Origin of the sequence: Phascolarctobacterium faecium DSM 14760 (assembly GCF_003269275.1) — a bacterium.
Taxonomy (GTDB): Bacteria; Bacillota; Negativicutes; order Acidaminococcales; family Acidaminococcaceae; genus Phascolarctobacterium; species Phascolarctobacterium faecium.
Genome location: NZ_QLTS01000006.1, coordinates 60,882 through 86,042 on the forward strand (window position 1 = coordinate 60,882; position 25,161 = coordinate 86,042).

Here is a 25,161-nt window from a genome sequence, read left to right on the forward strand (position 1 = left end):
TGGTCATATCTGGATGCGGAGTACATCAACGGTGACGGTGGTGTGCTCCGTATTTTCTTTGGTGAATTTTAAAGAGCTGACAATGAAAGGGAGACAAACTGCATGGATATTAATTTCAGCTTGATTTGGGATGCCTTGCCCTTGCTGCTGGCTGGTGCCGGTATTACGATCGAAATAACGGCTTTAAGCGTAGGCTTTGGCCTTTTGATAGGTATGACAGTCGGTATAGCACGTCTTGCCAGTATAAAACCGGTGCGTTATTTTGCTAATTGTTATGTGGATTTTATTCGTGGAACGCCGCTTCTGGTACAGATATTTTTGGTTTATTTCGCTTTGCCGGGAATTATTGGGCACCGCGTGGATCCCTATTTTGCAGCAATTTCTGCCTGTTCTATCAATAGTGGTGCTTATATTGCGGAAATTTTCCGTGCCGGTATCCAATCAATTGATAAGGGTCAAATGGAAGCTGGCCGTTCTTTAGGAATGAGCTGGGCGCAGACTATGCGTTATGTTATTATGCCGCAGGCCTTTAAACGCATTATTCCGCCTTTGGGCAACGAGTTTATTGCAATGTTGAAGGATTCTTCATTGGTTTCTGTTATTGGGTTTGAAGAACTTACGCGTCGTGGTCAGTTGATTATCGCCCGTACATATGCATCCTTCGAAATTTGGATGGCTGTAGCTGTTATTTATTTGATTATGACTTTTACGGTTGCCCGTCTCGTAGGGATGTTGGAACGGAGGTATGATACGAAATGAATGAAGCAATGATTAAAATAACTGATCTGCGAAAAAGTTATGGTAATCTAGATGTTTTAAAGGGTATTGATTTGACAATTGCTGAACGCGAAGTTGTGGTAATTATTGGACCATCTGGCAGTGGTAAAAGTACTTTACTGCGTTGTATAAATTATTTGGAAGAACCGACAGGCGGCAGTATAGTTATTGACGGTATACCGTTGACAGGGGAAGCAAATATTAATGAAATACGTAAAGAAGTCGGGATGGTATTCCAGCGTTTTAATCTGTTCCCGCATATGACTGTTCTTGAAAATTTAGTGCTGGCGCCAATGAAGGTGCGTGGTATCAGCCGCAGTGAGGCAGAACAAACGGCACAGGAACTGTTGATAAAAGTTGGCTTGGATGATAAAGCAAATGCTTATCCTGATCAGCTTTCCGGTGGACAGCAGCAGCGTGTAGCGATTGCAAGGGCTTTGGCAATGAAACCTAAAGCATTGTTGTTTGATGAACCCACTTCTGCTCTCGATCCGGAAATGATCAATGAAGTATTGGATGTCATGAAAAGCCTGGCCAAAGAAGGTATGACAATGGCAGTGGTAACTCATGAGATGGGGTTTGCCCGTGAAGTCGGTGACAGGGTCATTTTTGTAGATGGCGGAGTTATCGTAGAGCAGGGAGAACCAGAAGAGGTTTTTTTGCATGCGAAAGAAGAACGCACGCGCAGCTTTTTATCCAAAATATTATAAGTGTTACTAAGGTTAATTGGGTGTTTTATTACCCGAAGTGTTACATTAGTATCAATTGTAAACTCGCATGTGAAATTTTTGAGACATGCGAGTTTTTTGTTACTTTATCAGCAGGAGATTTGCGGAGCGCGGCGAATTACTATATTAAAGCAAGCAGAGAGCTTGCGATCCCATCACCTTGGGGAATTCAAGGAGGTATGAATTATGAACGTAAACGTACGTGGTAAAAACATTGATGTAACTCCGGCATTAAAAGATTATGTCGAAAAAAAGATTACGAAAGTAACGAAACAGTTTAAAACTGTCGGTGATATTTCAGCAGTTTTGAAAGTGGAAAAAGGTAATCATATTGTGGAAATTACTGTACCGGCGAGTGGGATCTTGCTGAGAGCACAGGAAACGACCAAAGATATGTATTCCTCCATTGATTTGGTAATAGAAAAAATCGAACGCCAGATCCACAAATATAAAACCCGCCTGATGAAGAGAAAATACAATAACTTCCAGGATGCCGTGGTCCCAGCTTCTGTAGAAACAGTTGCAGAAGATGATGGTGAATTCAAGATTATTAAGAATAAATCTTTTGCTATGCATCCAATGACTGCAGAAGAAGCTATTTTACAAATGAACCTTTTGAATCATGATTTCTTCGTTTTTTATGATCCTGATTTTGGTGGCGTGAACGTGGTTTATCGTCGTAAAGATGGTAATTACGGTTTGTTGGCTCCGGAATTAAAATAAGCGGCAATATTAAATAGGAAAATAATTTACTGAAAGTTCACAAAAAGCCTGGGGTTGAAGCCCCGGGCTTTTTGACTTTTGCAGGCTTTTCTGCTAAAATTTTAAGTTAGGTATAGTGTTTTTTATTGTAAAAATTTAAGGAGTGATTATTTTGCTCGAAGGTTTGTTGAAAAAAATTTTTGGTGACCCGAATGAAAAAGAATTAAAAGAGATCGGAGTCATTGTCGATAAAATCAACGCATTAGAAAAAGATATGGTAGGCTTAAGCTCTGCAAATCTGGCCGCTAAGACAGCTGATTTTAAAGTACGGTTATCTAAAGGTGAAACATTAGATGATATTTTACCTGAAGCATTCGCAGTTGTCCGTGAAGCGGCCAAACGTGTCTTAGGCATGCGCCATTTTGATGTGCAGCTTATTGGCGGTTGTGTTCTGCATCGTGGTAAAATTGCTGAAATGCGCACTGGTGAAGGTAAAACTCTGGTAGCTACTTTGCCGGCATACTTGAATGCGTTGACAGGAAAGGGCGTTCATGTCGTTACGGTCAATGAATATCTGGCTCGCCGTGACAGTGAGGATATGGGGCGTGTTTTTAAATTTTTAGGCCTTTCCGTAGGTCTTATTGCGCATGCGCTTGATTATCCGGACCGCAAAGCTGCTTATGCTGCTGATATTACCTATGGCACTAATAACGAGTTCGGTTTTGATTATCTGCGTGATAATATGGTCGTTGACGAAGATCAAATGGTACAACGGCCTTTAAATTATTGTATTGTCGATGAAGTTGACAGTATTTTGATTGATGAAGCGAGAACTCCGCTTATTATCTCCGGACCTGGCGAAAAATCTACTGATTTGTATAAAGTTTTGGCTCAGGTAGTTGCTAAAATGGATGAAGGGGAAGATTATACTGTTGATGAAAAGCTGAAAACAGTTGCCCCTACTGAAATTGGTATTGCTAAAGCTGAAAAAATGCTGGGCATAGAAAATATGTATGATACTGAACACGGCGTTGATTTTTCACATCAGCTGATGTGTGCTTTGAAGGCCAAAGCTATTATGCACCGTGATAAAGATTATGTTGTAAAAGACGGCGAAGTTATCATTGTTGATGAATTTACAGGCCGGTTAATGTTTGGCCGTCGTTTTTCGGAAGGCTTGCATCAGGCTATTGAAGCTAAAGAAGGTGTTAAAGTTGAGCGTGAAAGTCAGACTTTGGCGACTATTACCTTCCAGAACTATTTCCGTATGTATGAAAAACTTTCCGGTATGACTGGTACTGCTAAAACAGAAGAACAGGAATTCCAGAAAATTTACGGACTTGACGTTGTTGTTATTCCTACCAATAAACCTATGGTCAGGATTGATTATCCTGATGTTATTTTGAAAACGAAACGCGCTAAATATAAAGCCGCTGTTAATGAGATTGAAGAATGCCATAAGTCTGGACGACCGGTACTGGTGGGTACTACTTCCATCGCTCAGTCAGAAGAATTATCGGCGATGCTGAAACGGCGCGGGATTCCGCATAATGTTTTGAATGCTAAATATCATGAAAAAGAAGCTGAAATAATTTCCGGAGCCGGTCAATATGGCGCTGTTACCATTGCTACGAATATGGCTGGCCGTGGTACGGATATTGTCTTGGGTGAAGGCGTTCCAGAATTAGGAGGTCTTCACATCATTGGTACGGAAAGGCATGAAAGCCGCCGTATTGATAATCAGCTGCGTGGCCGCTGCGCTCGTCAAGGTGATCCTGGTTCTTCAAAATTTTTCTTGTCTTTGGAAGATGACCTGATGCGTTTGTTCGGTTCTGATAATATTTCCAGTATTATGGACAAACTGGGGATGGAGGAAGATGAACCGATTGAACATAAGCTTGTTACCCGTTCTATCGAATCGGCTCAGAAAAAAGTTGAAGCCAGAAACTTTGCTATTCGTAAACAGGTTTTGGAATATGACGATGTTATGAATCAGCAGCGTGAGGTTATTTACGCCCAGCGTAAAAAGATCCTGCAGCAGGCAAATCTGCGTGATACTATTATGGATATGATACATAAAGTTGTAGACCGTACGATGGCGATGTATGCGCCGCCGGAAGTTTATTCAGAGGATTGGGATTTGCAGGCATTAATTGCTTATGCTGAGGAGTTCTATGCTCCGGCTGATTTGCTGCAGATTGATTATCTGCAAAACCTCAGTCGTGAAGAGCTGGAAGAATATCTGCATAAAGTTGCCGATGAACATTACGCTGAACGCGAGGATGCTATTACACCTGAATTAATGCGCGAACTGGAAAATCTTGTAATGCTTAAAGTTGTCGATAACCATTGGATGGAGCATTTGGATTCTATGGATTTGCTGCGTGAAGGTGTAGGTCTGCGGGCTTATGGACAGAAAGATCCGTTGGTTGAATATAAATTTGAAGCCTATGATATGTTCCAGGCGATGATTGACGCTATTCAAGACGATGTAGTACGCTATATTTACCGTGTAAATGTTGTGGCGCAGCCTAAGGTTGAAAATCGGTTGGAAAACGCATCCACTAACAACCCGGGGGAAGGCGATGATATTAAAAAACAGCCTCTGGTAAAAGGTGAAACGACCGGACGAAATGATCTTTGTCCCTGTGGCAGCGGTAAAAAATATAAAAATTGCTGCGGGCAGGATAAGTAAGATTTACAGAAATTTATAGTTGGTTTTAGTTACAGTAAAGTTGAAGCGGTAAGTTTCAACTTTACTGGTGTTATTAAGAGAGGATGTGAAGTTAGTGTTGATTGAGGAATATAAACCGGAGATTGCAGCATTAAAACAGAAACTAGAGGAAATGAGGGGATCTCTTTGACGTAGTTGTCAAAGAGGACCGTATTGCAGAATTAGAACATAAAATGGGTGCACCTGGATTTTGGGATGAACCTGAAACGGCGCAGAAAACTGCTCAGGCTGTAACGCAGTTGAAAGAAGAGGTAGAAACATTTCGTTCTTTGGAAACCAGAGTAGAGGACATGGAAGTTTTGTGCGAACTGGCGCTGGAAGAAGATGACGAAAGTCTGTTACCTGAAATGGAAGAAACGCTGGTTTCTATTCGTACTGATGTTGAACATTTAGAATTAGGCATGCTTTTGAATGGCGAGTACGACGCCAATAATGCTATTCTTACATTACATGCCGGTGCCGGCGGAACAGAAGCGCAGGATTGGACTTCTATGCTGCTGCGTATGTTTTCCCGCTTTGCTGAACGTGAAGGCTATGAAGTGGAAATGCTCGATTATCTTCCGGGAGATGAAGCTGGTGTTAAAAGTGCTACGCTTCAGATTAATGGACATAATGCTTACGGATATTTGAGAAGTGAAAAGGGTGTACATCGTCTGGTGCGTATTTCTCCGTTTGATGCGAATGCCCGCCGGCATACTTCTTTCGCCGCGGTGGATGTGATGCCGGAACTGGATGACAGCGTTGCAATTGACATCAATCCTGCAGATTTGAAAGTTGATACCTATCGAGCTAGTGGTGCTGGTGGACAGCATGTAAATAAAACGAGCTCTGCTGTGCGTATGACGCATCTTCCTACTGGAATAATAGTACAGTGCCAGACGCAAAGATCACAGATCCAGAACCGGGAACGGTGTTTGCAGCTTCTTCGTGCAAAGCTATATGAATATGAACGAGCTAAGCAGGATGCTTTAAAAAGCGATATCGCCGGTGACTATCAGGACATAGAATGGGGCAGTCAGATCCGTTCATATGTATTCCAGCCTTATAAACTGGTTAAAGATCATCGTACTAATGCTGAAACAGGTAATGTGCAGGCTGTCATGGACGGTGGTTTGGAAATGTTTGTTGAAGCGTATCTGCGCAGCCAGCAAAAGAAACTGTAATTATTGAAAAAGAAATTTTGAATTAGGTGGAGATCAGCTGATGAAAAGCCGTTATAACCCGGTACTTATTGCGATAATAGCTATAGGACTGATAGTTTCATTATGGTTGAACTATCAGCGTCATGAAATTGAGCAGCGCAACGATACTGTTGAAATGGCAATGGAATATGAAGGGCTGGAACATATAGCGAACTGGGAAGGCTTGTCTTTAAATGACGTTCTGGCAGGATTTAAAAAGGCCGGAGTTACAAGTCTGGTAGTGTTTGATACTACCTTAGAGAAGCTTAACAACAACGGTTCTATTGTAGCTGTTACTGGGGAGGAGCTGCTAAAAGGCTCTGCTTTGGGCGGCGACGGTGGTAAATTTGCTCCTGTACTTTCCGAAGGTATTGTAGTGCCTAATGCTGTCTATGTGACTGTCGGAACGTCATATGATGTTTTGACAGAAGTGGTGGAGGATCTGTATCTGCGTTATGGCAAGGACCGTTTGCGGATAGTAAACAACGAACCGCAGATAATTGAGATTTTAGGTAATCCAATGGTCATTACAGAAGAAAATTATGACAGCAAGCCTGGCGTTATGCAAGCTCCTTTAGGCCTTTCAACAGAAGAAATGCGCAAAGCAAAAGCTTTCGGCTTTAATGTTATCGTCAGACCAATGAATTATTTGCCTAATGATTATGATAAAATCAGGAGTATTTTTCGTAGGATCGATAAGTCTGGTGCCAATGTAACCGGGTATATAGGCTGTGGTCGTGAAGTAGTTGGTTATCCGGATTACATTGCCTATATGGCTCATAAGTTAAAGAAACAGAATATGACTTTTGGAATGGTAGAACATTATACACAGCTGCAGTTTGCTGCAATGGACGGACTCCTTCCGTTAGCTGAGCATATGGATTATCGTGTTGCACGTACATATATTATTGACAAAGCCGAGCAGAGAAAACTGAAAATGCCAGAAGCTTTGAGACGTTGGGCTCTTACAGATGAAGAACGTAATATCCGTATCAACTATATCAAACCGTTTATGATCCCTCAGGAAGGCAGGGATATTTTAGAGCTTAATTTAGATTATGTTTCGAAAATTGCCGACGATGTACAGGCAAGAGGATATAAGCTTGGACCGGCAGGAGTTTTTTCTAAAAATACTACTGACGGTAAGTTTGTTCCATATTTCCCAGAACGGGCCTGGTTAGTGCCGCTGGCATTTGCTATTCTGGCCGGTGGGATTATGTATTTAACCTTGCTGTTTAATTTCAGTAAAAAAATACAGTATATGTTATTGCTGACTGGCGGTATTGTTGCCAGTGTAACTTTGCTGAAATTTGGCGGAATCCTTACACGTCAGTTACTGGCTTTGATTGCGGCAACTGTTTTCCCAGTATTATCGATGACAGTTATTGTCGAACTTTGGGAGTCCTGCAAAAAAAATACCCCAAACACGCTGAAGATTATTATCAGTGCTACATGGCAGCTGGCTTTGGCTGTGATACTTTCTTTAATTGGAGCATATTTTGTAGCGGCTGTTTTAGGCGACAGCAGGTTTTTCCTGGAAATTGATATTTATAAAGGGGTAAAATTAACGTTTATTTTACCTGTGCTGTTGATTTCTCTATGGTATATGCAGCGATTTAATGTTCTCAGCAAAGGCCAGATTGGAAATATTGCTGTGCACCTGAAAAATTTTTTCAGTACCAGGATAACAGTAAAACATGTTGCATTTTTGGGTGTATTGGCTTTTGTAGCATATATTTTTGTTGGTCGCAGCGGTCATACCGCTGGGGTTCCGGTTCCGGCTCTTGAAATTAAAATGCGTCTGTTCCTTGAGCAGATGATGTATGCACGCCCGCGTGAAAAAGAATTTATGATTGGACATCCCGCGTTTTATTTAGCGGCATTTGCGGCGTATAAACAGGCACCGCGTTTATGGCAGATGCTGTTAGTGGTTGGAGCTACTATTGGGCAGGGATCTTTAGTGCAGACTTTTGCACATATGCGTACTCCTGTTATCATGAGTTATATTCGTGCCGTCGACGGCTATGCTCTGGGTGCTGTATTAGGTATCATTGCTGTTATCGCCGTTTCTATTTTGCTGCCTTATGTGCAGAAATGGCAAAGGAGATTCTTAGAGCATGAGTAAAATTTTGATTTCCGGTTACTACGGGTTTGCTAATGCCGGTGACGAAGCCATGCTTACTGCTATTATAGAATCGTTGCGGCAAGTGGAGAAAAACGTAGAACTGACCGTGTTGTCAGGCAATCCGGAAGACACTGCGGCTAAACACCAGGTTTGCAGTGTATATCGCTTCAATCCGTTAGGGATTATTCGGGCGATGAAAGATTCTGAATTGATTATTTCAGGAGGCGGAAGCCTGCTTCAGGACGTGACCAGTAAACGAAGTTTATTATATTATCTTAGCATTATTGGATTGGGAAAATTTTTTGGTAAAAAAGTAATGCTTTTTGCTCAAGGCATTGGACCTATTAGAGCCAAATGGGCTCGAAAATTGACAAGTTTGGTTTGCAATGAGGCAGATTTGATTACAGTAAGAGATAGTGAGTCTGCAGCGGAACTTATTGAAATGGGCGTAAAACCCGAGAAGATAACGGTTACGGCTGATTCAGTACTTTCGCTTAATCCCGTAACTAAAGAATGCGGGCAGTACCTGCTGCAGGAGGCTGGTGTAGATTTAACCAAGCCCGTCATAGGTATTTCTGTACGTCCTTGGTCTGGTGACAGTCAATGTTTTCAGGTTTTGGCTGAAGCTGCTTCCAAATTGCAGCAGAGCTATGGGGCGCAGCTGATTTTGTTGCCGCTGCAGTATTCTGTTGATGTAAAAGCCTGTGAGAAACTGCGTAAAGCTTTGGTTTGCCAAAAGGATATATTTTTATTGAATGAAAAATATAATACTGAGGAATTTCTTTCTATCATAGGAAATTTTGACCTTTTGATTGGAATGCGGCTGCATGCATTGGTTTTTGCTGCTGTAATGCAAACGCCGCTGCTGGCAATATCTTATGACCCTAAAGTAGATAGCTTTGTAAACGCTATTGGTGAAAAACCTATTGGAACGGTTGAAAAAATTGATAGAGATACGATTGTTCAGGCTGCTGTAGCTGGTTGGCAGAAAACTCCGCTTGAACAAAATAAGAATATTGAAATTTTGCGGCATAAAGCGCAGATCAACTCTGATAAAGCTTTTGCTTTGCTAAAAAAGGTTGAAGAAAAACGATGAATTGGGATTTGTCGTGATGATAAAGACTGACGTAATTGTTTGAGTGTTGAAGAGAAGGGAGCTTTCACCATGCTTTTAATGACCGATGTCAGTAAAACATATCCAAGCGGTTCAGTAGCTTTGCGTGATGTCAATATCCATATCCAGCCTGGCGAATTTGTTTTTGTGGTCGGGCCGAGCGGTGCCGGAAAATCCACTTTTATTAAGATGCTTTTTCGTGAGGTAATACCAACTACTGGCAATATATATGTAAATGGTGTGGATCTATTGGAGCTTAAAGAAAAGGAAATTCCTTATTTGCGCAGACAGTTAGGGATTATTTTTCAAGATTACAGGTTACTTCCTGATCGCACTGTTTATGACAATGTTGCTTTTGCTATGCAGGTTATAGAGACTCCCTATCGTAAAATCAAGCGCCGCGTGATGAGTGTGCTGGATTTAGTTGGATTGCGTAAACGGGCCAATTCTTATCCAACGGAATTATCAGGTGGCGAACAGCAGCGTGTAGCGATCGCACGTGCGATTGTTAATGATCCGCTGCTTGTAATTGCTGATGAGCCAACAGGTAACCTTGATCCGGAAACAAGCTGGGATATAATGCGTATTTTCAGTGAGATCAATGAAAGTGGAACTACTATCGTGATGGCGACACATGATAAAGAAATCGTTGATAATATGGAAAAACGAGTTATTGCCATTGAAAAAGGGTCGATTGTTCGTGATGATTTAAAAGGGGTATACGGTTATGAGTCTTAGTACAAAAGAATATTTTATCCGGGAAACCTATAAATCTATCAAACGTAACGGCTTGATGAGCCTTGCTTCGGTGTCTACTGTGGCACTTTCATTACTTGTTTTAGGTATGTTTCTGCTGATTTTTATCAATACCAATAATTTAGCGCAATATCTCGAAAGTCAGGTGCAGATTACTGTTTATATGGAAGATTCTGTTGAAGCCCCTGGGCTAAGCGATATGAAGCAGACACTGGAGAATTTGCCCGGTGTTCTAAGCGTGACAGAGGTCAGTAAGCAAGAAGCTCTTTCCAGATTTAAGGAACGGTTGGGGCAGCAGGAAAAGTTGCTGCATTCATTAGGAACTGATAATCCTTTTCCTAATTCATTTGAAGTGCAGGTAGACAGACCTGATAGAATTAATGAACTGGCGCCGCAGATACACGAAATGGAAGGCGTAGAAACAGCTAAATTCGGTCAGGAAATAGTAGAACATATTTTTCAGATGACGAAAATACTGCGTATTGGCGGTGTTGTTCTGGTAATTTTACTGGCTCTTGCAACATTGTTTATTATTGCTAATACTATTAGGTTAACTGTTTTTGCCAGGAGAAAAGAGGTCAATATTATGAAATATGTTGGCGCTACCGACTGGTTTATCAGGTGGCCTTTTATTCTGGAAGGTATGACGCTTGGTTTTTTTGGGGCGTTGATTGCTAATTTTGTTATTAACGGTACCTATGCGGCGCTTTTGTCTCGTATTTATGCGACACTGGCTTTTTTACCAATGGTTCCGGCATATCCAATGCTCACCTATGTCGATATTTCTATTATTTTAGCCGGAACGGCAATTGGTGCTGCAGGAAGTTATATTTCCTTGCGCAAGTTTTTAAAAGTTTAACAGCGGAGGCCGATTATGCCAAAAAAGAAAGTTTTAATGGCTGTATTGGCGTTGATATTCGCTGTTATGCAAATTTTGCCGGCTTTTGCAAATGAGCTGGAAGATAAGCAAGCGGAATATGATGACGTACAGCAAAAAATGCAGCAAATGGAAATAGCTAAAGAACGTGCTCGTCGTGAAGCAGAAGCTGCCAGTGACAGAATGGAAGAGATTGTTGCTGAATTGAATCGTCTGCAGGCAGAGATTAAAGAGATCGAAGCCAAACGTGATAAATTACAGCCACTGATTGACGAAAACCAAGAAGTTTTAGCTGAAAAGAAAGCTAAAATGGAAGGCCGTATGAAGATTTATCGCCAGCGTCTGCGCGATATTTATATCAATGGACAAATCAATTATCTTGATGTATTGTTAGGTGCAAAAGATTTTTCAGATTTTTCTTCAAGAATGTTTTTGTTGCAAAAAATTATCAGCCGCGATTTGGCAATGATGGATACGATCATGAAGGAAACTGCTGAAATTGAAGCGCGTCAGAAAGAATTGGATGCGCAGATGGCTGATATTGAAAAAATGCGCAGTGACCTTGATGAAAAGCAGCAGAAGGCTGAAGCCAGCAAGGAAGAGCGTGCTCAGCTGCTTTATAGGGCTGAAGAAGAAAGTCGCCAGGCTGATGAAGATTATGACCGCTTACTTGCCATTTCTGAGAATATTGCGAGTATGTTGAGAAGCTTGGAACGTAGTTCTTCTATGCCTACGGGCGGTGGAACCGGTAAGTTTATCTGGCCAGTAACAGGTGAGATAACATCTTATTATGGTTGGCGTACACATCCTGTATTTGGCACAACAAGATATCATTCCGGTATGGATATTGCCTGTGATTATGGTACACCGATTGTAGCGGCTGACTCTGGTACAGTAATTTATTCTGGCTGGATGGGCGGTTATGGTTATGCAGTGATGATCGATCATGGCGGAGGACTTGTTTCTTTGTACGGCCATAATCAGGAACTTGCCGTCAGCGAAGGACAATATGTAAATAAGGGTCAGGTAATTTCGTATGCCGGCAGTACTGGCTGGTCGACTGGCCCGCACTGTCATTTTGAAGTACGTATCCACGGCGAGGTAACTGAACCGTTGGATTATTTACCTTGATTTAAGGGAAGATAAGCGAGGCGGGAAGTTATGTTTAAAAAGCGTTTTAGTATGATGACAGTGCTTGTAGCCTGCCTTTGCGCTATAGTTGTTACGCTTGGAGCTATATTTTACAGTATGGAGCGCATTACCGGTGATGCTTTGGGAAGTTTGAAATTTCTCAAGACGTTAGTTTTGGTCCGGGAAAAATTTGTAGAACAGCCAAGTGATGGAAAATTATTTGATGGCGCAGCTACAGGTTTGGTAAAAGCGTTAGATGATCCGTATTCTGTGTATTTGGATCAGCAGAGTTTTAAAGATATCAGTAATGTAACAGAAGGTTTTTTTGGCGGTATCGGCGTAGTAGTTGGTAAAAAGGAGAATAATTTTGTTGTAGTTGCACCTTTAGAGGGAACGCCTGGAGAAAAAGCCGGTATCAAAGCCGGCGACAAAATAGTTCAGGTCGATGGAAAAAAGACGGCTGGGATGCAGCTTGAAGATGTTGTTGCAATGATTAGAGGCACGCAGGGAACAGAAGTCGAGCTGGTCTTGGACGATAATAAAGGTAACGAACGTACGGTAAGAGTTGTACGTGGCGATATTAAGATCAAGTCAGTTGCAGGAGAAATGCTGCCAGATAGCAGGATTGGCTATATCAGGATTGCTATTTTTAACGAGAATACATCGGGAGAGTTTGCGAAGAAATATCAGGAACTGGAAGAGCAGGGGATGCAGGCACTGCTGTTGGATTTAAGGCAGAATCCTGGAGGAATTTTAGGAGAGTCTGTACGTGTTGCACAATATTTAGTTCCTAAGGGACCGATCGTATCCGTTATAGACAGGGAAGGTCGCAAATATACGGAAGAATCTTATTTGGAGCAAGTGAAGTATCCACTTGCCGTATTAGTTGATCATGGCAGTGCAAGTGCTTCTGAAATCGTTGCAGGAGCTGTGCAGGACACTAAGTCCGGGAAGCTTTTTGGTACTCGGACCTTTGGTAAGGGGTCGGTACAAACTGTATATAGGCTACCTCAGAATACTGGGTTAAAGCTAACTACGGCTAAATATTATACTCCTTCTGGAAGATCTATTAATGGTACGGGTATTACGCCTGATGAAGTTGTGGAACTGCCCGAACAGCCCACAAAGGATATACAGCTGGAAACGGCAGAGAACTATTTACGTAATCTGCAGAAATAATAATTTAAGAACCAATGCCCTCAAGCATTGGTTCTTTTGCTTTTGTTATATTTTTATGATAAAATATTTAAGTATATAAATAATTGATATGGTGATATTATGAAATTATCTGGAGAAATAGCATTAGCAAGTGGTTTTATTTTTGATTATAGCAATATGATAAATACTGATACAATAACACCTGCAGTTATTGAAACTTTGGAGAGTAAGGCTAAAGATGCTGCAGATGCTTTACTGTTAATACGTGAGCAAGGTATGGCAAAGGCACATTTATCTAAAGATGGTACGCCGGAGCATGTGCTTTTTACGAAACTGCCTTTCGTTAAGAATGGCAATCCTAATACGCCGGAGTCTATTGCTAAATTGAAGCAGTTTGGAAGTTATCTGCAGCAGGAGATAGATGCTGTTGTTTTTTTAGGAGTAGGGGGATCTTATCTTGGCAATAAAGTTCTGTTTGATATTTTTGCCGGTTCCGGCTGGAATGTAGGCTGTGAAAAACGCAGGCATGGTTATCCTAGGGTATATTTCTCGGGAAATAATTTAGATGTAGATCAGTATAGTGAAGTTGTGGATGAAGTGGAGTATCTTGCCACGCACAGGCTGGGGAAAAATGAGCAATTCAGAGTATTGCTTGTTCCTATTTCCAAATCTGGTACGACTTTAGAAACTTTAGCAGCGTTTTCTTATTTTTATGAGCAGTGTCAAAAGTCTTCGTTATTGCAAATGGAGGTTGCGGTTGTAACCGATCTTGATGAAGATATATCTCCTTTATATAACTTGGCCAAGGAGAATGTATGGCAGTGTTTTGATATCAAAGAAGGTATTGGCGGCCGATTTTGTATTTTCAGCGATCCAGGATTAATTACTGCTGCCGCTATAGGAATGGATATAGATGCCTTTTTATGTGGAGCAAGGGATATGGAAAATGCATGTCAGTCAGCTTCGCTTGGAGAAAACCCGGCGCTCTTGAACGCAGTCTTGAAGTATGCAGCAGCCGAAAAAGGCGTTGATATTGAAGTTTTTATGCCATATGCGGCGAAAATGAAATCTGTTGGTGAATGGTATGTACAGCTTTTGGCTGAATCTCTTGGGAAGCGTAAAGATCGTGAAGGCAATGTTGTTTATTATGGACGTACTCCGGTTTCAGCTGTTGGTTCCACTGATATGCATGCTCAAACACAACAGCATCAGGATGGAAAAAAAGATAAAGTAATACAGTTTGTTGAAATATTGGAACGTGAGCAGCAGATTGTTTTAAACAATCCCTTTACTCATATCAGCTCATTAAAAAAATATGACGGCTTGTCTGTTGACCATGCTCTGAAAATTGCACTTGCTGCTAATGAAGAGGCTTTGAATAGCGACGGGCGGTTAAATGCGAAATATATTTTGCCTCGGATAGACGAATATTATTTAGGACAGCTGCTTTATTTTCTGATGCTTTCCGTAGCATATGAAGGTGAGTTGGCTGATGTTGACGCCTACGATCAACCGGGTGTTGAAACTTATAAGCAAATCATGAAGCAGAAAATGTCCCACCAGTAGAATTTTAACGTGCCGATATTTTACGGCACGTTTTGTTTTTGTGAGGAAATATGAAAAAGTTTTGGAAATTTATTTTAACGATTATCATAGCAGTCGCAGCGTATGGCTATGAAGCTTATGATTTTGGGTCAGAAGCTCATGAAGCTATTTCACTTTTGCAAGGCCAGCTTGAGGTAAAATTGTTGGATGTTGGGCATGGGGATGCAATTTTATTGAGAAATCAGGCTGTTGCAATACTTGTGGATACAGGTGATTATAAAAATAGTGATATACTTGTTCGCAGATTGAAGACTTTAGGGGTTAGAAAACTGGATGCTTTGATTATTACACATCATCATTTAGACCATTTAGGAGGAGTAATAAAAATATTAAATAATTTTGATGTTAAAAATTTTTATGACAACGGTATTGTAAATCCTCAAAGTGAAATTTCTAAAGATGTAGAGAAATTGATTCTTAACGGAATTTTAAGCCGCCAAATATTAAGTGCTGGGCAAAAACTGGAGTTTGCAGACAATATAAATTTAAAGTTTTTAGCACCTGCTAGTAAAAATGGTTTCCCTGAAAAAGATTTAAATAATAATAGTTTGGTTTTTAAATTGCAGTATGGTGAATTTTCAATGCTTTTTACAGGAGATATTGAAGCAAAGACCGAAAATGATTTGGTAAGTAGATATGGAAAAAAACTGCAGAGCACTGTTTTGAAGGTAGCACATCACGGAAGCAGTACGTCTTCCACTTATAATTTTTTAAAAGCGGTACAGCCACAGCTGGCACTGATAAGCTGTGGCGATAAAGAAAAATATAATCATCCTAATAAAAAGGTATTGGGAACATTTGAGTATTTACAGATTCCTGTTAAAGTCACCAGTCAAAATGGTGAAATTACTTTGAGGACTGACGGAGAAAAATATCAGATTATGACAGATAAATAAAAAACGTCATCTTAAATTTAAGATGACGTTTTTGTTATTTAGAATGTTGCTCCATTTGCAAGGAATACTGGTTCGGCAGAGGTTTTTTCTGCTAAAGTTGTGCCAATATAACCTCGTTTTACCATTGTCTGCAAAACTAAACGCTGTCTTTTTTTACAGCCTTCAGGATTTTCTAGTGGATTGAGTGCAGATGGTGCATAAGGAAGAGCCGCAATAATAGCACATTCGGCAAGCTGCATCTCCTGAGGTAATTTATCAAAATAGGTAAGTGCTGCAGACTTGATGCCAGTGGCACCGGCACCAAAATAAGTTGTATTAAAATAAATCTCTAAAAGCTGGTCTTTACTGTAATGCTGTTCCATAACCAGAGAAAGCAGCGCTTCTTCAGTTTTACGGATCAAAGTCTGCTCTTGTGACAGAAAAAGGTTTTTTGTGAGCTGTTGCGTAATTGTACTGCCGCCTTGAACTACTTCTCCGGCAGTAATATTTACTAATGTAGCACGCAGGATACCGTCAACATCTATGGCGCCATGATTGTAAAAATTGTGATCTTCAATGGCCAGTAAGGCTTGCTGCATTTCAATAGGGATATCTGTGATAGGAACCCACTCAATATCGTTAGTGCGTTCTTGGACAGCTTCTTCAATATTTAGGCTTAGCCAGATTTTTTGTATCGGATCTGGCCAAGTTTGTTTTGGAGGTAAGATAGAAAGTAAAAAAACGGTTGCCTTACTGTGTTCAGCAGGCGGCAGTTGCACAGAATGCTGTGTAGTTGGCGATAGAATCTCTTTTTTGATGGGGTCACCACTGGTAGGATACCAAAAAAAGATACCTACAGCTATAATGATGATAACGAATATTTTGAACATAAGGTACCTCTTTAAATTATTATAATTATTGATTATATTGTATCAGAGATTTTAGAAATAATAAAATAAAAAACACTTACCAATGAATAAAAAATTGAAAAATGTTTTGAAAAAAGGCCTCTAAAGTAGTACAATATTAAATATAATAGGGTTAGTGTTTATAATAATAGACAGATTTTTTTTAAGTAGGATATTTTTAAAAATTTTTCAGAGAAATACTTGCGTGTTTATGCGATAAAGTTGTATAATTACAAATCATAAGTTTTAGGGAGGCTGGATATGAAAGCAAGTGTCATTGGAGCTACAGGTTTTGCCGGAGCCGAGCTGTTGCGATTATTGGATGGACATCCGGAAGTAGAACTTGCTGCGATAACATCTGAAAGCAGTACCGGTGAGAATATTGCTGCTATGTATCCTCATCTGTCTGTACGGATTGAAACTGCATTGGGCAGTTTACAGGATATTGAGCAAATTGCTGATAAAAGCGATGTTATTTTTATTGCTTTGCCGCATGGTCATGCGATGAAGATCGGCAGGCAGTTGAAAATGCACGATACAAAGATAATAGACCTGGGCGGAGACTATAGATTTAAGGATATACGAGTTTTTGAAGAATGGTATAAAGTAAAACACGAAGATCCAGAAACTAAGGCAGTCTATGGCCTGACCGAATTATATAGGGGACAGGTAAAGGATGCTAAAATTTTAGCGAACCCAGGCTGTTATACAACTTGCAGTATTTTAGCCTTGGTACCTTTACTGAAAGCAGGCTTGATTGAAACCCAGGGAATTATTATAGATGCGAAATCTGGAACAACGGGTGCAGGACGGGGTTTGAAGCTGGGTAGTCTCTATTGCTCTGTGAATGAAAATTTTCACGCTTATGGTGTTGCTGGTCACAGGCATACTCCTGAGATCGAGCAGGTTTATAGTGAATATGCCGGAAAAGATGTTGTGATTCAATTTACACCACATTTGTTGCCTGTTGATCGTGGTATTTTAGCGACTTGCTATGCCTCTCTTAAAAATGACGTCAGCGAAGCTCAGGTTCAGGAAGCTTTTGCAGAAATGTATGCTGATGAGTATTTTATTCGTTTGCGCGGTCAGGGTGCTTGCCCGGAAATAAAAAATGTCAGAGCATCTAATTATGTGGATATTGGCTGGCAGATTGATAAGCGTACTGGACGTATCATCGTTATGAGTGTGCTGGACAATTTAGTGAAGGGTGCGGCAGGTCAGGCTGTGCAGAATATGAATGTGATGTTTGGGATACCGGAAAATACTGGTTTGACTCAATTACCTATCTATCCATGAGGAGGCGTGAAGAATGAAGAAAATTGATGGCTGGGTAACAGCGCCTCAGGGTTTTCTTGCTGCCGGGGTTAAAGCCGGTATTAAAGCTAGTGGCAATCATGATGTGGCTGTTATTTACAGTACAGTTCCGGCATCTACCGGTGCTGTATTTACTCAAAACAAAATGTGTGCGGCTCCTGTTTTATTAAGCAGAGAAGTTGCACAAGAGGCTGTGGCTCAGGCTATTATAGTCAACAGCGGTTGTGCGAATGCCTGTACAGGTGAACAGGGCTTACTTGATGCCAGAGAAATGCAGGCTTTTGCAGCTGATTTACTTGGTATTGAACCGCAGAATGTTTATGTTTGCAGTACTGGTGTTATAGGTCATTTTTTGCCTATGGATAAAATAAAAAATGGTTTAGCCGATGCTGTCGATGTTATGGATGAAAACGAAGGTGAAAGCTGTGCTATGGCAATTCAGACAACTGATACGTTTATTAAGCGTGCTGCTTATGAATTTGAGGTTGGAGGGAAGACTGCAAGGATTGCTGGAATTGCTAAAGGTGCAGGGATGATACATCCTAACATGGCGACAATGCTCACCTTTTTAACTACTGATGCGGCAATCGCTCCAGATGTTTTAAAAAGAGCTGTTAAGGCTGCTGCTGATAAATCTTTTAATATGGTAGTCGTTGATGGAGATACCAGTACCAATGACAGTATGATCGTACTGGCCAACGGACTGGCTGAAAATGAAATTATATTTTCAGAGGAACATCCAGATTATCCGGCTTTTTTTGAAGCTTTGGTAACTTGTGCACAGGATCTCGCTAAGTTGATTGCCAGAGACGGTGAAGGAGCTACAAAATTTTTGGAAGTTAATGTTGTTGGTGCGGCTACATGGGAAGATGCCAAAGCAGCGGCTATGGCAATTGCCAAGTCGCCACTTGTTAAAACTGCTTTTTTTGGCGAAGACCCGAACTGGGGGCGCATTGTTTGCGCCGCAGGTTATAGTGGTGCAGCAATGAATGCAGATAAAGTTAATTTGTCAATCGGCGGCGTACGTTTAGTTGAAAATGGTATGAACTGTAATATACCGCTGACAAGCTTGACTGATATCATGAGTGAACATGATATCACAATGACCATTGATATGGCGGCAGGGAATGAGTGTGCTACAGTCTGGACCTGTGATTTCAGCTATGAATATGTCAAAATTAATGGTGAATACCATACCTGAGATTTGTTGACGTACTGAGTCGGGAGCTTTGGCCGCCTCAAATTTATAAAAATAACAAAAGGCAGTCCAGGGCCCGGTACTGCCGTAAAAACAGGAGGAACTGTCAATGTTACGTAACGAAGAAATTAAAACTTTAGTGGAAGCGCTGCCATATCTGCGCGATTTTAAAGGAAAAACTGTAGTAGTAAAATATGGCGGTAACGCTATGCTTAATGATGATATTAAGACTAAAGTGCTGCAGGATATTGTTTTCCTGCAATGCGCCGGATTACGTCCTGTAGTTGTACATGGAGGCGGTCCTGAAATCACTGCTATGCTTGGCAAGGCTGGCAAAAAAACACAATTTGTCAGTGGTTTGCGCGTTACTGACGCAGAATCCGTCGGGATAGCTGAAATGGCCCTTGTTGGTAAGATCAATACTGACCTTGTTGCCCGTTTAAATGTTCTGGGTGGACGCGCAGTTGGTTTGAATGGTAAGGATGCCGGACTTATCCGTGCTAAAAAGCATTTGGCAGATGTTTATGAAAATGGTGAGGTAAATTTAGTTGATATTGGCTATGTCGGCAATGTCGAAAAAATCAATACAGAGCTTTTAGAAGTACTGCTTGATAATGATTTTATACCGGTTATTGCACCGACTGGAGTGGGTGCTAATGGAGAAACTTATAATATTAATGCAGACAGTGTTGCCGGTGAGATCGCAGGTGCACTGAAAGCTGAAAAATTACTGGTTCTAACTGATGTTAAAGGTATTTATGCGGATTATCGTGATGAAGCAAGCTTTATTTCGACGCTGAGCTTTGAAAAAGCACAGGAACTGATCATCCGCGGCAACATCGACGGAGGTATGATTCCAAAAGTGAAGGCCTGCATCACGGCGCTTTCCGGCGGTGCGAAAAAAACGCATATTATTGATGGACGTGCTGAGCATACAATCTTAATGGAGATATTCAGTGATGAAGGCGTGGGGACAGAAGTAGTAAAAGAGCTGTAAAGACTGCTGAGAATAAAAGGATTAGAGGGGATCGCAATGGACGCAAAAACAATTATCGACCAAACAGAAAAATATTATTTGCCGGTCTTTGGTCGATATCAGCTGGCACTTACCCATGGTAAAGGCTGTAAGCTTTATGATGCTGACGGTAATGAATATCTGGATTTTTTAGCAGGGATAGCAGTTAATTCTTTGGGACACGCACACCCTGCACTGGTAAAAGCTATTAGTGAACAGGCTGCGAAACTTATGCACTGCTCTAATATTTACTATACTGATATTCAGGCAAAAGCTGTTAAAGAAATCATTGAAACTACAGGCTTTGACAGGGTATTTTTAGCAAATAGCGGTGCTGAAGCCAATGAAGGTGCCATAAAACTTGCGCGTAAGTATGGCCATCAAAAAAATGAGGGGAAATATCGTATTATTACGGCTGTACATTCCTTTCATGGTCGGACTATGATGACTGTTACTGCTACAGGTCAGCCAAAATATCAGCAAGGATATGAGCCATTGCCTGCAGGTTTTGATTATGTTCCTTATGGTGATTTGGAAGCGTTACGAGAAGCAATGGATGAAGATGTTTGCTGTGTTTTGCTCGAGCCTATTCAAGGGGAAGGCGGCGTTCATGTTCCCAGTGATACATACTTGCATGAAGCAAGATTACTGTGCGATAAATATGACGCACTGCTTGTTTTTGATGAAATTCAAACAGGTGTCGCGCGTACAGGAAAATGGTTTGCGTATATGCATAGTGGTGTAAAACCTGACATTATGACTTTTGCCAAAGGGATTGGCGGTGGCTTCCCTGTTGGTGGTTTTGTCGTCACGGAAAGGTTGGCGCATGTTTTTAAACCTGGTGATCATGGTGGTACTTTTGGCGGCAATGCTTTAGCATGTGCGGCTATTTATGCGACCTTAACTACAATAAAAAATGAAAATATTCTAGAACAGACGGCAGAAAAAGGAGATTATTTCAAAAAGAAACTGGAATTTCTGATGGCTAAGTATCCGGATAAGGTTATTGAAATACGCGGCTGCGGCTTGATTTTAGGCATGGAGTTGGCTAAAGATGGCAAAGAGGTTGTCGAAGCTTGTCTTAAGCGCCAGGTCATTGTTAATTGTACGGCTGGTAACGTTATTCGTTTAGTTCCTCCTTTGATCGTTACAAAAGAAGAAATAGATCAGGCAGTAGCTGCTTTAGATGCGGCATTGGCTGAATTTTAACCAAGTTTGTGAGGGTGGAGAATGGGTTTAAGAAATAAAGATTTGATTTCTATTCACGATTTATCGGTGGGTGAAGTTGCGACTATTTTAGATGTCGCTAAAAAGTTAAAGCGTAAACAAAAAAATGGCGAGCCGCATCAATATCTTAAAGGCAAAACTCTTGGGATGATTTTTTCCAAGGCATCAACACGTACACGTGTTTCTTTTGAGGTTGGTTTCTGGCAGCTTGGCGGTCACCCGATTTATTTGAACGATTCTGCTTCTCAGATTGGCCGTGGTGAACCAGTACGTGATACGGCAAGAGTCTTATCACGTTTTGTTGACGGGATCATGATTCGTACCTTTTCACATGAATCTGTTTTAGAATTGGCTAAATATGCAAGTATTCCGGTCATTAACGGTTTAACGGATATGCTGCATCCCTGTCAGGCTTTGACTGATTTATTTACTATTATGGAGTATAAAGAGGTCTTGAAAGGCAGGAAACTTGTTTATGTAGGTGATGGTAATAATATGGCACATTCACTGATGTATGCCTGTGCAAAAGTTGGTATGAATATGGTCTGTGCTTGTCCGCAGGGATATCAGCCAGATCCTGTTATCGTTAAGACAGCCCAGGAAGATGCAGTCCATACAGGCTGTACGATTGAGGTTGACGATGATCTGTTCAGAGCCTCGAAAGGTGCTGATGTACTTTATACTGACGTTTGGGCGAGTATGGGTCAAGAGTCAGAACAATCTATCCGTCAGGAAGCTTTGGGTGAATATCAGATCAATAAAGAATTGCTGGCAGTGGCCCGGCCTGACGCTATGGTTTTGCATTGTTTGCCTGCACATCGCGGGGAGGAAATAACTGAGGATGTTTTGGAAGGACCGCAATCAAAAATTTTTGATCAGGCAGAAAATCGTCTGCATGTACAAAAAGCGATTATGGCACTTTTGATGAGTGATGAAGTGTTATAAGTAAAAATACGGTATACATTCATAAAAACTCTTCCATTTTTTGGAAAATGTGGTATAATCATATTCGTCATTACAAGTTTATGCATGAAATCTTACATATTTAAACATCTTAGGAGGCTGTATCTACAATGAAAAAAGAAGACATTAAAAAAGTCGTGCTTGCTTATTCTGGTGGTTTGGATACCTCGGTAATTATTCCCTGGCTCAAAGAAAACTATAATAACTGTGAAGTTATAGCAGTTACGGCAGATCTTGGTCAAGGTGACGAACTTGATCCCGTACATGATAAAGCACTTAAATCAGGTGCCAGCAAATGTTATATTTTAGATTTGAAGGAAGAATTTATTGCTGATTATGTTTGGCCTGTTGTCAAAGCCGGCGCAGTTTATGAAAAGAAATATTTACTTGGTACTTCTTTTGCACGTCCTCTGATCGCTAAAAGATTAGTAGAGATCGCTGAAAAAGAAGGTGCTGATGCTGTTGCTCATGGTGCTACGGGCAAAGGTAATGACCAGGTTCGCTTTGAACTTTCTGTAAAAGCACTGGCTCCGCAGCTGGCAATTATTGCTCCCTGGCGCGAATGGAGCATCCGTTCCCGTGAAGATGCCATTGACTTTGCGGAAGCACATAATATTCCTATTCCTGTTACCAAGGAACATGATTATTCTATGGACCGTAACATGTGGCATTTGAGCCATGAAGGTTCAGATCTCGAAGATCCCTGGAATGCTCCTAAGGACGCACTTTTTATTGTAACTAATACTCCTGAAACTGCGCCTGACAAAGCTGAGTATGTAGAACTGGAATTTGAACAGGGTGTGCCGGTTGCTGTTAACGGTAAAAAAATGAGTCCGGCCACTATCGTTGAAAATCTTAATGAGATTGGTATCCGTAACGGCGTTGGTATTTGTGATATGGTTGAAAATCGTCTGGTTGGTATGAAATCCCGTGGTGTTTATGAAACTCCTGGTGGGTCTATTATTTATTATGCTCATAATGAACTGGAAAATCTTTGCCTTGATCGTGCTACTATGAGCTATAAACAAATGGTAGGCATTAAATATTCTGAACTCGTTTATGACGGTATGTGGTTCTCTCCGCTGCGCGAAGCTTTGGCAGCTTTTGTTGATGAAACACAAAAAACTGTTACAGGTACAGTACGTTTGAAACTGTATAAAGGCAATATCATTTCTGCAGGCGCTAAATCTCCGTATTCCTTATACAGCCAGGAGTATGTAACTTTTGGTGCTGATGAAGTCTATAATCAGGCAGATGCCGGCGGCTTTATTAACCTGTTTGGCTTGCCTTTGACTGTACGTGCATTGATGAAACAAGGAAAACTGAAATAATGGCTAAGCTTTGGGGCGGCAGATTTAGTAAAAATACCAATGAACTCGTAGATGCATTTAATGCATCTATTGAGTTTGATAAACGGCTGTATCACGAAGATATCCGAGGCAGTATTGCCCATGCGCAAATGCTGGGCAAATGCGGTATTATTCCTGCTGAAGATGTGGAAAAGATTGTAGCCGGCTTGGAAACTATTCTTGCTGATATCGAAGCCGGTAATTTTAGTTTTGAAGTGGCTTTAGAAGATATTCATATGAACATTGAGGCACGCCTTACTGAGCGGATTGGCGTTGCTGGGGCACGTTTGCATACTGCCCGCAGCCGTAATGACCAGGTTGCTTTAGACATGCACATGTATATGAAACGTGAGATTGTAGAGATCGGTGAATTGCTGCTGCAGTTTGAGAAGGCGCTTTTGGCAGTTGCCAAAAAACATGACAGAACGCTGATGCCTGGTTACACACATCTGCAGCGTGCTCAGCCTATAACCTTTGCACATCATCTGCTGGCCTATTTTAATATGCTGCAGCGTGATTTTCGCAGGTTGCAGGGGGTGTGGTCTGGCGCTGATATGATGCCTCTTGGTGCAGGAGCCATTGCTGGAACTACATTCCCTATTGATCGTTTTGATGTGGCTGAGCAGCTGAATTTCGGCAGTGTTTATGCCAACAGCATGGATGCTGTCAGCGATCGCGATTATATTATCGAATTTTTGTCATTTGCTTCCGTTTTGATGATGCATATGAGCCGTTTGAGTGAAGAGATTTGTCTGTGGTCAAGTACAGAATTCGGGTTTATAGAACTGGATGATGCATTTGCTACAGGTTCATCGATGATGCCGCAGAAAAAAAATCCGGATATTGCCGAGCTTGTGCGTGGTAAAACAGGTCGTGTTTATGGGCATCTGCAAGCGATGCTGGTTACAGCCAAAGGTTTGCCGCTGACTTATAATAAGGATTTGCAGGAGGATAAAGAAGGTTTTTTTGATGCGGTCGATACTGTTAAATTCAGTCTGGCAGTATACAGCGATATGATTTCTACGATGACTGTCAATGTAGAAAAAATGGAGCAGGCTGTCAGCAAAGATTTCTCTAATGCTACTGATCTTGCTGATTACCTCGTTCGGAAGGGGTTACCTTTCCGACAGGCCCATGAAGTTGTAGGTAAGTGTGTGGCTTATGCTATCCATCAGGGAAAATTCTTGCCGGAGATTTCGCTTGAAGAATATAAAACTTTTTCAGCGTTGTTTGAAGAAGATCTACTAGAGGCTTTGCAGCCGGAAAACTGTGTTGCGGCAAGAACTTCTTATGGCGGACCTGCTTTTTCTGAAAATGCTAAACAATTTTCACGCGGAGACGTACTGTTGGCAGAACAGCAGGTAGTATTAGATGATTTAAAAGCAAGAATATAATTAATTTAAGAAATTTTTGCAAAATATATT

21 protein-coding genes are annotated in these 25,161 nt (G+C 41.1%); 20 read left to right on the forward strand and 1 reads right to left on the reverse strand.

The genetic code is table 11. The features are described from left to right. Positions 1 to 102 precede the first annotated feature (102 nt). The 13 genes from C8D73_RS07660 (at position 103) to C8D73_RS07720 (ending at position 15,784) form a co-directional block, all read left to right on the forward strand. On the forward strand, positions 103 to 759 hold the full coding sequence (locus tag C8D73_RS07660; protein ID WP_021717965.1) for an amino acid ABC transporter permease: 657 nt from the start codon (positions 103 to 105) through the stop codon (positions 757 to 759). Between the two features lie 8 nt (positions 760 to 767). Further along, complete coding sequence (locus C8D73_RS07665) at positions 768 to 1,487, forward strand: amino acid ABC transporter ATP-binding protein (protein ID WP_044491776.1); 720 nt, start codon at positions 768 to 770, stop codon at positions 1,485 to 1,487. Between the two features lie 204 nt (positions 1,488 to 1,691). Continuing rightward, positions 1,692 to 2,228, forward strand: a complete 537-nt coding sequence (gene hpf / locus C8D73_RS07670) for a ribosome hibernation-promoting factor, HPF/YfiA family (RefSeq protein ID WP_021717963.1) — start codon at positions 1,692 to 1,694, stop codon at positions 2,226 to 2,228. A 151-nt stretch (positions 2,229 to 2,379) separates the two neighbouring features. After that, entirely contained in the window at positions 2,380 to 4,902 is a 2,523-nt protein-coding gene (gene secA, locus C8D73_RS07675; RefSeq protein WP_021717962.1) for a preprotein translocase subunit SecA, read from the forward strand. Positions 4,903 to 4,996: 94 nt separating this feature from the next. Next, a protein-coding gene (prfB, locus tag C8D73_RS07680; protein WP_211305799.1) for a peptide chain release factor 2 occupies positions 4,997 to 6,104 on the forward strand; the annotation gives its coding sequence in 2 pieces (ribosomal slippage) (positions 4,997 to 5,068 and positions 5,070 to 6,104; 1,107 coding nt in all). 40 nt (positions 6,105 to 6,144) lie between these two features. Further along, positions 6,145 to 8,247: a DUF5693 family protein gene (locus C8D73_RS07685; protein WP_113077811.1), complete on the forward strand. Its 2,103-nt coding sequence runs from the start codon at positions 6,145 to 6,147 to the stop codon at positions 8,245 to 8,247. Beyond that, positions 8,240 to 9,343 (forward strand): polysaccharide pyruvyl transferase CsaB, encoded by a 1,104-nt coding sequence (gene csaB / locus C8D73_RS07690; RefSeq protein WP_021717959.1) that lies wholly within the window; start codon positions 8,240 to 8,242, stop codon positions 9,341 to 9,343. Before C8D73_RS07685 ends, csaB begins: the two co-directional genes overlap by 8 nt. A 69-nt stretch (positions 9,344 to 9,412) precedes the next feature. After that, on the forward strand, positions 9,413 to 10,099 hold the full coding sequence (gene ftsE, locus C8D73_RS07695; RefSeq protein ID WP_021717958.1) for a cell division ATP-binding protein FtsE: 687 nt from the start codon (positions 9,413 to 9,415) through the stop codon (positions 10,097 to 10,099). Beyond that, complete coding sequence (ftsX, locus tag C8D73_RS07700) at positions 10,089 to 10,976, forward strand: permease-like cell division protein FtsX (protein ID WP_021717957.1); 888 nt, start codon at positions 10,089 to 10,091, stop codon at positions 10,974 to 10,976. The genes ftsE and ftsX overlap by 11 nt, the downstream gene beginning before the upstream one ends. A 15-nt stretch (positions 10,977 to 10,991) precedes the next feature. Further along, entirely contained in the window at positions 10,992 to 12,125 is a 1,134-nt protein-coding gene (locus C8D73_RS07705; RefSeq protein ID WP_021717956.1) for a murein hydrolase activator EnvC family protein, read from the forward strand. A gap of 30 nt (positions 12,126 to 12,155) precedes the next feature. Continuing rightward, positions 12,156 to 13,304 carry a S41 family peptidase gene (locus C8D73_RS07710; RefSeq protein ID WP_113077812.1) on the forward strand — a complete coding sequence of 383 codons (1,149 nt, stop codon included), beginning with the start codon at positions 12,156 to 12,158 and terminating at the stop codon, positions 13,302 to 13,304. 99 nt (positions 13,305 to 13,403) lie between these two features. Next, a complete protein-coding gene (locus C8D73_RS07715; RefSeq protein WP_113077813.1) occupies positions 13,404 to 14,849 on the forward strand; it encodes a glucose-6-phosphate isomerase in 1,446 nt (481 codons plus the stop codon). 50 nt (positions 14,850 to 14,899) lie between these two features. Further along, the gene (locus tag C8D73_RS07720; protein WP_113077814.1) at positions 14,900 to 15,784 is read left to right on the forward strand and encodes a ComEC/Rec2 family competence protein; all 885 of its coding nucleotides are present in this window, start codon (positions 14,900 to 14,902) and stop codon (positions 15,782 to 15,784) included. 38 nt (positions 15,785 to 15,822) lie between these two features. Here the strand turns inward: C8D73_RS07720 and C8D73_RS07725 are convergent, their stop codons facing one another. After that, positions 15,823 to 16,653, reverse strand: coding sequence for a transglycosylase domain-containing protein (locus tag C8D73_RS07725; RefSeq protein WP_113077815.1), 831 nt, complete (start codon positions 16,651 to 16,653; stop codon positions 15,823 to 15,825). 279 nt (positions 16,654 to 16,932) lie between these two features. On the opposite strand from C8D73_RS07725, the gene argC reads away from it, so the two are divergent. The 7 genes from argC (at position 16,933) to argH (ending at position 25,131) form a co-directional block, all read left to right on the forward strand. Beyond that, the gene (gene argC, locus C8D73_RS07730; RefSeq protein ID WP_021717951.1) at positions 16,933 to 17,967 is read left to right on the forward strand and encodes an N-acetyl-gamma-glutamyl-phosphate reductase; all 1,035 of its coding nucleotides are present in this window, start codon (positions 16,933 to 16,935) and stop codon (positions 17,965 to 17,967) included. A 13-nt stretch (positions 17,968 to 17,980) separates the two neighbouring features. Then, positions 17,981 to 19,186: a bifunctional glutamate N-acetyltransferase/amino-acid acetyltransferase ArgJ gene (gene argJ / locus C8D73_RS07735; protein WP_113077816.1), complete on the forward strand. Its 1,206-nt coding sequence runs from the start codon at positions 17,981 to 17,983 to the stop codon at positions 19,184 to 19,186. 106 nt (positions 19,187 to 19,292) lie between these two features. Further along, positions 19,293 to 20,180: an acetylglutamate kinase gene (gene argB / locus C8D73_RS07740; RefSeq protein WP_021717949.1), complete on the forward strand. Its 888-nt coding sequence runs from the start codon at positions 19,293 to 19,295 to the stop codon at positions 20,178 to 20,180. A gap of 36 nt (positions 20,181 to 20,216) precedes the next feature. Further along, positions 20,217 to 21,407 (forward strand): acetylornithine transaminase, encoded by a 1,191-nt coding sequence (locus tag C8D73_RS07745; protein WP_113077817.1) that lies wholly within the window; start codon positions 20,217 to 20,219, stop codon positions 21,405 to 21,407. Between the two features lie 21 nt (positions 21,408 to 21,428). After that, positions 21,429 to 22,370, forward strand: coding sequence for an ornithine carbamoyltransferase (gene argF / locus C8D73_RS07750; protein ID WP_021717947.1), 942 nt, complete (start codon positions 21,429 to 21,431; stop codon positions 22,368 to 22,370). 128 nt (positions 22,371 to 22,498) lie between these two features. Next, positions 22,499 to 23,719 (forward strand): argininosuccinate synthase, encoded by a 1,221-nt coding sequence (locus tag C8D73_RS07755; protein WP_113077818.1) that lies wholly within the window; start codon positions 22,499 to 22,501, stop codon positions 23,717 to 23,719. Continuing rightward, positions 23,719 to 25,131: an argininosuccinate lyase gene (argH, locus tag C8D73_RS07760; protein WP_021717945.1), complete on the forward strand. Its 1,413-nt coding sequence runs from the start codon at positions 23,719 to 23,721 to the stop codon at positions 25,129 to 25,131. Before C8D73_RS07755 ends, argH begins: the two co-directional genes overlap by 1 nt. The last annotated feature ends 30 nt before the right edge of the window (positions 25,132 to 25,161 follow it).